General features: G+C 66.1%; 3 protein-coding genes. All 3 read right to left on the bottom strand.

All coding sequences use genetic code 11. From position 1 onward, the window contains the following. Nucleotides 1–2,210, bottom strand: a 2,210-nt coding sequence (locus V6M89_RS26835) for a CHASE3 domain-containing protein (protein WP_332856075.1), incomplete at its 3' end; no start/stop codon positions are given. 127 nt (nucleotides 2,211–2,337) lie between these two features. Next, entirely contained in the window at nucleotides 2,338–5,055 is a 2,718-nt protein-coding gene (locus V6M89_RS26830) for a TonB-dependent receptor (RefSeq protein ID WP_332856074.1), read from the bottom strand. A 43-nt stretch (nucleotides 5,056–5,098) separates the two neighbouring features. Further along, nucleotides 5,099–6,499 (bottom strand): glycoside hydrolase family 5 protein, encoded by a 1,401-nt coding sequence (locus V6M89_RS26825; protein WP_332856073.1) that lies wholly within the window; start codon nucleotides 6,497–6,499, stop codon nucleotides 5,099–5,101. Nucleotides 6,500–6,606 lie beyond the last annotated feature (107 nt).

Here is a 6,606-nt window from a genome sequence, read left to right as displayed (position 1 = left end):
GCCGCCATCTCCACCGCCCAGCGGGCCGGCGCCGGCATGCTGCCGGCGGCGCCGGACGGCGCCGGCGCGCGCCACGCCAGCGGCAAGGTCAGCGTGAAGCAGCTGCCCCGGCCCGGTTCGCTGACCAGGCTGATGCTACCGCCCAGCAGCTGCGCCAGGTCGCGCGAGATCGACAGGCCCAGGCCGGTGCCGCCGTACTTGCGGCTGGTGGTGCCGTCGGCCTGCTGGAAGGCGTTGAAGATGCCTTGCTGGTCTTCGGCGCGGATGCCGATGCCGCTGTCCTGCACCGCGAAGGCGACCTGGCCGTCGCCGGCCGGGCGCACCGCCAGCGTGATCTGGCCGCTGCTGGTGAACTTGAGCGCGTTCGACAGCAGGTTCTTGAGGATCTGCGCCAGCCGCTGGCGGTCGCTGACCATGGTGGCGGCCAGGCCGTCGGCGAGCTGCACGTGGAAGGCCAGTTTTTTTTGCTGCGCCAGCGGATCGAACACCATGGCCATGCCGTCCACCACCTGGCGCAGCGACAACTGCTCCGGCACCAGCTCCAGCTTGCCCGCTTCGACCTTGGAGATATCGAGGATGTCGTTGATCAGGTTGAGCAGGTCGTTGCCGGCCGCATAGATGGTGTGGGCGAAGCGCACCTGTTCTTCGTGCAGATTGCCGCTGGCGTTTTCCGACAGCAGCTTGGCCAGGATCAGCGAGCTGTTCAGCGGAGTCCGCAGCTCGTGCGACATATTCGCCAGGAATTGCGATTTGTACTGGCTGGCGCGCTCCAGTTCGGCGGCGCGCTGTTCCAGTTCCTGCTGCGCCTTGCCCAGCGCGGCGTTCTTCTGGTCCAGCGCCATGCCCTGCTCGGCCAGCTGCTCGTTGGTCTGTTCCAGCTCGGCTTTCTGGTTCTCCAGGCTAGCCTGCGACTGCTCCAGCACGTGCGACTGCTCCTCCAGTTCCTCGTTGGCGGTGCGCAGTTCCTCCTGCTGCACCTGCAGTTCCTCGTTCAGCTGCTGGGTTTCGGCCAACACTTCCTGCAGGCGCTGGCGCGACAGGCTGGCGTCGATGGCGTTGCCAACGTTGCCCTTGACCAGGTTGAGGAAGTCGACATCGCGTTCGGTGATCGGCCGCAACAGGCCCAGCTCGATGACGCCGTTGATCTCGCCGTCGGTGTCGAGCGGCGCCAGCAGCACGCTGGCCGGCGATCCCGCGCCCAGGCCGGAGCTCAGTTGCAGGTAGCCGGGCGGCACCTGGTCGAGGCGGATCAGGCGGCGCTGCAGGGCGGCCTGCGCCACCAGGCCCTCGGCCGGCTTGAGGCGCTGTTCGCGCGCCTCGGCCTCGGCGCTGAAGCCGTAGGACGCGACGCGGCGCAAGCTGCCGTCGTCGGCGCGCAGGTACAGCGCGCCGACCACCACGTCCAGGTAGCGCGCCATGAATTGCAGCAGCGTGGCCGACAGCAACGGCAAGCCCATCTGGCCGATGCCCTGCTGCGCCAGCTCGCTCTGGCCGGTGCGCAGCCAGGCTTGTTGCGCCAGCAGCGCGGCATGGGCGCTGTGCTCGGACAGTGCCGCGTTATACACCTTCGACAAACCGAGCAGCTCGCGCCGGCCGAACCAGGCCAGGCTGCCGCCCACGCCCAGCGTCAGCAGCAGGTACAGCGCCGCTACCCAGGTGGTGACGCCCCTGGCGTCGTCCTTGCGCTCCTGGCGCATGCGCAGCTCGGCATCGACGAAGTCGTCCAGCTGGCGGCGGATTTCGTCGAACTGGATCTTGCCGCGCCCGGTCTTGACGGCGCCGGTGACGTCGGCGTCGGCCGCGCGCAGCTTGATCATTTCCTGGGCATACAGGTCCCATTGCAATTGCTGGGCGCGTATGGTGCGCAGCCGGTCGACCTGCGCCGGATTGTCCGACACCAGCGCCGTCAGCGCATCGATGCCGGCGCCGGCCTTGGGCTTGCTCAGCACATAGGGCTGCAGGAACGATTGCTCGCCGGTCAGCATGTAGCCGCGCAAGCCGGTTTCCATGTCCACCATCTGCTTGCTGATCTCGTTGGCGTTGCCGATCACGCGCTCGCTGTGCTCGACCCAGCGCGTAGCGGCGATCAGGTAGGCCAGCAAGACCACGAAGACGGCGGCGCTGACCACGCCGGCAACCAACGGCAAAGCAACGTTGCGTACCAGGATGGTGCGGAAGCTGCGTTCATCCAGCGACGATTGATTGGGCATGGTCCGGGCCGGTGTGGCTAAAGAAGCAAGAAGTTTAGCTCAAATACCCACCTTGCAAACCACGCAAACCAATCGTGTGTTAGGGAAATAACAGAAGACGCCCGCCGGGCGGCGGCGGGCGTGCAGCTTACAGCTTGTAGTTCAATCCCAGCAGGAACTGGCGGCCGTAGGTGGTATAGCGCTCGGGCGCATACGAGCCGCCCGAGAACGCATCGCCCTGGCGGGTCTGGTAAGGCGAGTTGTTCAGGTTGTTCACCTGGAACAGGAAGGACAGGCCCTTGTAGCGGCCCTCCTCGATCGCATAACCCAGCTGCAAGTCGATCTGGCGCTCGGCCAGGATCTCGCTGAAGGAACGCTGCGCGAACAAGCCCGTCACCTCGCCACGATAAGCCGAACGGTAGCGGCGGCTGGCGCGCGCCTGGTAGCCCGCTTTCTCGTAGTAGACCGTGAAGTTGGACACCACGCCCGACAGCCCCGGCAGCTTCTCCTTGGTGCCCGGACCGTTGGGATGGATCGAGCTCTCGGTGCCGGACATGCTGCCCGTCACGCCGAAGCCGTCCAGCGGCGCGTACAGCAGGCCGCCATCCAGCGAGCCCGACAATTCGACACCCTTGACCAGGCCGCCGGCGCCGTTGGTCGGCCGGTTCAGCGTGCCGATGTCCTGCAGCGGCACCACGCCCGACGGGTTGGGGAAGCCGGCAAAGCTGAACGCGGTCTGCTGGTTGTAGATGTAGCTCTGCAGCTTTTTATACCAGAGCGCGGCGGCGATGTAGCTGCGCTTGCCGATGTATTTTTCCATCGACAGGTCGTAGGAATTGGCGCGCCATGGTTCCAGCTGCGGGTTGCCGCCGCTGCCGTTCCACATGCGGGTGGTGGCGTCGACCCCGCCCGAGACGCCGGCGCGCATGTCCTGCATCTGCGGACGGGCCACCGTCTTGGCGGCGCCGAAGCGCAGGTTGGTGGTGGCTAGGTACTTGCCGAGGTCGAAGTTCAGGTTCAGGCTGGGCAGCACGTCGGTGTAGTTGGCGCCGCCGGTGATGGTCCCCAGCTTGCCGGCGTTGACCGTGGCGCCGCGCGATTTCTGGTCGACGTTGACCGCTTGCAGGCCGAGGTTGCCGCGCAGCGGGAAGGGGCCGACGTCGGTGTCGATGCCCAGCCTGGCGTAGGCGGTGGTGACTTTCTCGGTCACGCCCCAGTCCTGCAGGGCCTGGTCGTCGGGACGGGCCGGTTGCATCGTGTAGTACTTGCCCAGCACGCCCATGACGTCATAGGTGAGCACGCTCGGGATGCCGGCGAAGGCCAGCGAGGTGGACGGCTGGATCAGGTCGGACGATACGATGGCCGGCGCGCGGCCGTTCTTCAGGTTCCAGTAGTTGTTGGTGTCGGCGTGGGTCTTCTCGCGCTTGCTGAAGTTGACGCCGCCTTCCATGTTGCGGAACATGCCGTCCAGGTCGCGCTTGGCCGAGAACTTGATCGAACCCAGCTTGTCCTCCACCAGCGGGTGGTGCATGTCGGCGTCCTTGCCCCAGCCGCCGACGTCGGTCAGCTTGATGATGGCCGGGTCGGCGAAGTTCAGGCTGGGCGTGAAGGTCGGCAGGCCGCTGGCGGTTGGAATCTTGAACTGGAAGTTGTTGTCGGTGATGTGGGAGCCGGCCGGGCCCAGGCCGGCATAGGTTTCCAGCACCTGCTCGCGGCGCTTGGCGCTCGAGTACGAGGCGTCGCCCACCAGGGTCCAGCCGTCCTTCTTGTAGGTGTTGTTCCAGCCCACCGCGCCCAGCTGGTCCTTGCGGGTGTTGAAGTCGTTGCGGACGATGGGTTCCAGGTTGACCAGCGAACCGCCCACCAGCAGGCGGGTGCCGCCTATGGTCTGGATTTGCGGGTTGCTGTAGGTGACGTCGCTCCACTGGTGCGAGTTCCACATCATGCCGCGCATGGTGGTGTCTTCCTTGAACTCGGAATAGTACAGGTCGAGCGAGGTGCGGAATTCCTTGGATGGACGGTATTCGATCACGCCCATCAGGCCGTCGCGCTTCTGCTTGCGCGAGGTGGCGGTCACTTCGGCGCCCTTCAGCGCCACCACGTCGGCGTTACCCGGCGGCAGCTTGTTATCGGTGCCCCACCACCACGATTTGTATTCCTGCTGCTGGCCCGGCGAATCCAGGTGGGCGTAGCCGAACGCCACGCCGACCGTGTTGTTCATGAACTGGTCCACATACGAGGCGCTGACGCGGTTGCCGTTGGCCGAGGTGTTCGAGTTCAGCTTGCCGTTGGAATTGTGCTCGCCGCGCGCGTTGAACACGATGGTGCGTTCGCGGATGTCGAGCGGACGCACGGTGTGCAGGTCCACCGTGCCGGACAGGCCGCCGCCGGCCAGCGACGCATCCGGCGTCTTGTAGACCGTGACGCCGTTGATCAGCTCGGACGGATACTGGTCGTACTCGGCGCCGCGGTTGTTGCTGGTGGAGACCAGCTCGCGCCCGTTCATCAGGGTGCCGGAGAAGTCCGGCGCCAGGCCGCGGATCGAGATCACCTGCGCCCGGCCTTCGACGCGCTGCGCCGTCAGGCCGGCCAGGCGGGCGATGGATTCGGCGATGCTGACGTCGGGCAGCTTGCCGATGTCTTCGGCGGTGATCGCCTCGACGATGGAATCGGCATCGCGCTTGACCGCCATCGAGGTTTCGATGCTGCGGCGGATGCCGGTGACGACCACCGACTGGACTTCCTTGTCGTCGGCCGCGGCGGACGGTCCTTGCTGCGCCCAGGCCGGCGCGGCGGCGAGCACCAACACCGCGCAGGCGGCGGCGATCGGTGTCAGTGCGAGTGTGTGGATTTGCTTGCTCATCATCTGGTCTCTCTTATAGTTTTAGACGGGTGGAAAATATCAACGGCTAACGGAACGGCTGTGGTGCGGTGCTGCTGGTCATCCAGTCCTGCATGGGCTGGTGGACCTCATAAGCCTGGGTGCCAAACGACTTGTACAGGTTTTCGATATCGGCGATGGGCGCCTTGGTGAAGTCGACGGCGGGCACGGCGGCGCCGGCGGCGTTGGTCACAAAGCCCCAGGTGCCATTGCCCTGGCCGCCGCCGTTGCTGACCACCTTCCAGCTCCACGCCGTGGTGGCCCAGCCGTACTTGGCGTAGGTGTCGAAAGAGGCGCGGGCGATCTGGCCGCCGAGGTCCAGGCCGAGACCCATCCACGGCTGGGTTTCGCCGATGAAGAAGGCGGTGTCGACGGCCTTGATCTTGCTGTCCCACTCGCACACGCCGCTGTTGCCGCCGCCGCTGCAGGTGAGCCAGTCCTTGTGCACCTGCAGGCCGGTCTGGCCCCAGCCGAACAGGCCGGGATAGAAGTGCATCTCGAAGGCGACATTGCTCATGCCCTGCTCGGCCGGCTTGCCGTAGGCTGTGATGTTGCCGCTGTTGTGGCCGGGCAGTATCACCACATGGTTGCTATCGACCGCGCGGATCGCCGTGTACAAGGTCTTGACCACGGCGGCCAGGTTGGCGGCCGTGGTGCCCCACGGTTCGTTGAGCACGCTGTAGCCGGCCACCGCCGCGCGGTCCTTGTAGCGGCCGGCGACCTGCTGCCACAGCCAGACGGTGCGGTCCTGGAATTCCGGCGTGGACCAGTACAGGTTTTTGTTGGCGCAGCCGCTGTGCTGTTCCCAGCCCTGCGAGCCGACCGCGCCGTGCAGGTCGAGGATCACATACATGCCGCGCTTCTCGGCCTGGGCGATGGCGTCGTCCAGGTAGCGCCAGGCGTCGGCGCGCAGGTGGCGCGGATTTTTCTCGTCCTCGACCACGCTGTAGATGAAGGGCAGGCGCACCACGTTCAGGCCGAACTTCTGCATCAGGTCCCAATCGCGGGTGCTGATCCAGTTGTCGCGGAACAGCTGCATCAGCCGCTGGCGTTCGGCGTAGCCGAAGCGGGTGTCGAGATTGGCCTCCAGCTTGCACTGGTCGTCGATGCCGGCGCTGCCCTGCCCCATCATCCAGAATTCGTTGATCAGCCAGTTGCCGAGGTTGGTGCCCTTGAGCGCCACGGCGCTGCCGTCCGCTTTCAGCCATTTCGTGCCCTGGGTGTGCAGCATGGTCAGCGGCAGCACCGGCACCGGCGTCACCGGGGTCGGCTTGATCGCTTCCAGCGTCGGTGGTGTGGGTGGCGTCACCGGCGGTGCCACGACGCTGGCACCACCGCCGCTGCCGCAACCTGCCAGCACCGCGGCGAGCCACAGCGCGGCGAGCCTGCCCGGCCACGCCCCGTCATGCCCGCGCACGCGGGCATCCATGCTGCGCCGGAATAGACACGACGTATGGGTTCCCGCTTTCGCGGGAACGACGGAAATATTGGTGACGTCCATTTCTGACTCCTTTGTGGAAGCGCTTCCACTAGTGT

Origin of the sequence: Duganella sp. S19_KUP01_CR8, assembly GCF_036688705.1 — a bacterium.
Classification (GTDB): domain Bacteria; phylum Pseudomonadota; class Gammaproteobacteria; order Burkholderiales; family Burkholderiaceae_D; genus Rugamonas.
Note: the sequence above shows the minus strand (reverse complement) of the source record. Positions and strands in the feature narration are given on the sequence as shown.